At 46.0% G+C, this 3,190-nt stretch carries 3 protein-coding genes; 2 read left to right on the plus strand and 1 reads right to left on the minus strand.

Annotated features, from left to right (window positions below; all coding sequences use genetic code 11):
- The first annotated feature begins 260 nt into the window (after window positions 1-260).
- Window positions 261-818, plus strand: a complete 558-nt coding sequence (locus tag AB1756_07655; protein ID MEW5807201.1) for a manganese efflux pump MntP family protein — start codon at window positions 261-263, stop codon at window positions 816-818.
- A 43-nt stretch (window positions 819-861) separates the two neighbouring features.
- A complete protein-coding gene (locus AB1756_07660) occupies window positions 862-2,106 on the plus strand; it encodes a M48 family metallopeptidase (protein MEW5807202.1) in 1,245 nt (414 codons plus the stop codon).
- Here AB1756_07660 and AB1756_07665 read toward each other — a convergent pair.
- Window positions 2,103-3,026 carry a thioredoxin domain-containing protein gene (locus tag AB1756_07665; GenBank protein MEW5807203.1) on the minus strand — a complete coding sequence of 308 codons (924 nt, stop codon included), beginning with the start codon at window positions 3,024-3,026 and terminating at the stop codon, window positions 2,103-2,105. The genes AB1756_07660 and AB1756_07665 overlap by 4 nt on opposite strands.
- Window positions 3,027-3,190 lie beyond the last annotated feature (164 nt).

Raw genomic sequence — 3,190 nt, forward strand, 5'->3', positions numbered from 1 at the left:
CTCTGATGGGAAGAAAAATCATCCTCCATTGACTTATCAAAATGGGCTTCCCAAGCCGCGGGGTCCTTGAATCCATGTATGGAGGTGGGTAAACTACCATTCATAACAAGAATCGCTCAATTTAGGATCTATATACTTCCTTTCTCTGAGGAAATCAACAGGAAAGTTATTGCAGATGGGATATAATACAAAATCTCAATTTGATGATGCGGCATCTGCTCGTTGAGCATGCATTCTGACGGATAAACTGGAATGGATCGATGGCTTTTCTGACAATAATCTTCGTAGCTTTTGGCCTGGCGATGGATACCTTCGCGGTATCTGTCGCCAGCGGAATCGCAATAAAGAACATGAAGATCAACCATGCGCTCAAGATCGCACTCTCATTCGGATTGTTTCAGGCAATCATGCCTCTGATCGGATGGCTGGCCGGCCTCAGCCTGAAGCATTGGATTTCTGGTTTTGACCACTGGGTTGCATTCGCCCTTCTGACCCTGATCGGCTACAAGATGATCTACGAATCATTCAAGATCGAAGCAGCGGAGAGAGTGTTCAATCCGTTGAACGCTTATGTTTTGCTCCTCCTGTCGATCGCCACGAGCATCGACGCTCTTGCGGTAGGATTGAGCTTCGCAATCCTTGAGGTCCTCATCGTCACTCCCATCATCGTCATCGGAACTGTGACTTTTATCCTATCGTTTCTCGGGATCTTCATAGGTAAGAAGGCAGGACACTTCTTTGAGCGGAAGATAGAAGTAGCAGGCGGCCTAATCCTCATCGGCATCGGCGTTAAACTTCTGCTTGAACATCTTGTCTAGATGCCGTTAGATATTTGCCTTATGAACTATGGGCTTCATAGAGATGGCAAATTATAGGTTTCTGTTTCTGATCATCTATCTTCTCATATTCATTTTTGAACTATGGCTGAAGTTTCTTAACCTCAGCCACCTGAAGAAGCATGGGGGGATCGTCCCTCCCGAGTTTGAAGGACATGTTGACTCGGAGATCCTGAAAAAAATCAGGAATTATACCATCGAGCGGAGCCGCCTTGGATTTTTCGAATCCATATTTGAAAGTGGTATCTTTATCCTCTTCATCTTTGGAGGGATCCTGGATGCTTACAACTCCTGGATCTTCAGCCTGGATCTTCCATTCGTCCTTTCAGGAGTCCTCTTTTTCCTTATCCTTTCTCTTGCATCCACATTTCTATCCATTCCGTTCTCCATCTTCGCGGCTTTCAGAATTGAGAACAGGTACGGCTTCAACACCATGACGGCAAGGCTCTGGCTTAGCGATCTTGTAAAGTCTCTGGTCATTTCAATCATTCTGACGGCCGCCATGACAACCACAGGCTTCGGTATCATAGCGTTGAGCCCGGGATGGTGGTGGTTCTGGTTATGGCTATTCCTGTTGGGTTTCGGGATATTCATGATGTATATCTCCCCGTACGCCATCGAACCCCTCTTCCATAAGTTCGCTCCCATTCAGGACGAAATCCTCGAAGGAAAAATACGGGAGCTGATGGACAAGGTCAGGATAAGGATCAGCAAGATCAGAGTCGTCGATGCTTCAAAGCGTAGCAGGCATACCAATGCTTATTTCACGGGGATCGGAAGGGTTAAGAGGATCGTCCTCTTTGATACGTTAATCAACAATATGACCCATGGAGAAATCCTTGCAATCCTGGCACACGAGGCGGGACACTGGAAGAAGCGGCATATCCTTAAGAGGATAGTTCTCATCGAGCTTGTCTCCCTTGTCTCTCTCTTTATCGCTTTCAAAATTCTGAAAGGTGATATCCTGATATCTCTCTTCGGACTGGAATCGGATTCGTTCTTCGCCAGGATGATACTTCTTGGATTCGTCGGCAGTCTTGCAAGCTTTTTCTTCAGGCCGGTATCGAACCACTTCTCTCGAAGGCATGAGCTTGATGCCGACGCTTTCGCATGCGCGATGCTCAAGCAGAGAAAGGACCTCTCGGACGCTCTGGTGAAACTTACCAAGGATAACTTATCGAACCTGCATCCTCATCCGTGGTACGCCTTCTTCTACTACTCACATCCTCTCATACTTCAGAGACTTAAAAAGATAAGGAAGGACTTCTAAGGAGCGGGCTTCTCGATTATGTTCTTGATGATGGCTTCGAATGCTTCCACTGACCTGTTTCCTTGATACCTCTTTCCGTTGATGAAGATGGTTGGAGTTCCGCCCACGTCTGCCATCTCGCCATCCTGGAGGTCGGCATTTATGAGAGCATCATACGGTGCATCGTTGAGATCGTTTTCGAACTTTTCTCTGTTAAGGCCAAGTTCGGTGGCGAACTTTGTAATGCTCTCCTTACTGATGGTTCTGAAATTATCGAAGAGTTTCTGCCGCATCTCCCAGAACTTCCCCTGCTCGCCGGCAGCGAGAGCGGCTTTTGCAGCCATTCGCGCTAAGCCGTGTATCCTTTCGAGGGGGAAGTTTTTGAAGACATGTTTCACGTCGTTGGGGTATTTTTCTGATATCTGATTGAGGATCTTGCTCAGATTGGCACAATAGGGACACTGAAAATCGGAGAACTCCACAATTGTTACCGGAGCGTTCCGGGATCCCCGGAAGGGGGCATCCTTCACGGAAATATCATAAACCATGTCCGGGTCTATCTCTGGAGCGGCCCTGTTAGCCCTCAACGTCCTCTTGACATGAAGCAGGATTTCCTGATCGCTTTTCCCTTCTTTGATCCTGTTAATGATATCCTGAGCGAGATGCATGGCCAGTGGATTCTGAGATCCATTTTTGAGAAGCTCCGCGATCGGTTTCGTCACGCAGGAGGTCATCTTATTCTCGCTGATTATCTTTTTCAACTTATTTTCTTGCTCTCTGGAAAGACCTGTCAGGTCCAATCCTTTTAATTCAGAAGGTTCAGGTTTTTTTTCTGTAGAGGCGGTTTTCCCTTTATCCATGGCAGGGGCAGAGACAGTTGAGAAAAAATAGGTGAATAGCATGAAAAACGGCACGAGGAAAACGATGGTCAATCTTTTCATGATACGAGCTCCTTATCAAAAATTTATTTACATTATAGATGAAAAGAGCGGGAAATGCGATTTTAAGCTAAAATGAATGAAAATTTCTAAATAAGGAGCAGGTCATGATGAGAAGATTGTCAATAGCCTTTCTTATTCTATTATTTTCTTCCTTTTTCTACATG

The organism is Acidobacteriota bacterium, from assembly GCA_040752675.1.
In the GTDB taxonomy this organism is placed as follows: domain Bacteria; phylum Acidobacteriota; class Polarisedimenticolia; order JBFMGF01; family JBFMGF01; genus JBFMGF01.

Coding starts and splice junctions, on each gene's coding strand:
- AB1756_07655 (MEW5807201.1), top strand. CDS start 261: ATGGCTTTTCTGACAATAATCTTCGTAGCTTTTGGCCTGGCGATGGAT.
- AB1756_07660 (MEW5807202.1), top strand. CDS start 862: ATGGCAAATTATAGGTTTCTGTTTCTGATCATCTATCTTCTCATATTC.
- AB1756_07665 (MEW5807203.1), bottom strand. CDS start 3,026: ATGAAAAGATTGACCATCGTTTTCCTCGTGCCGTTTTTCATGCTATTC.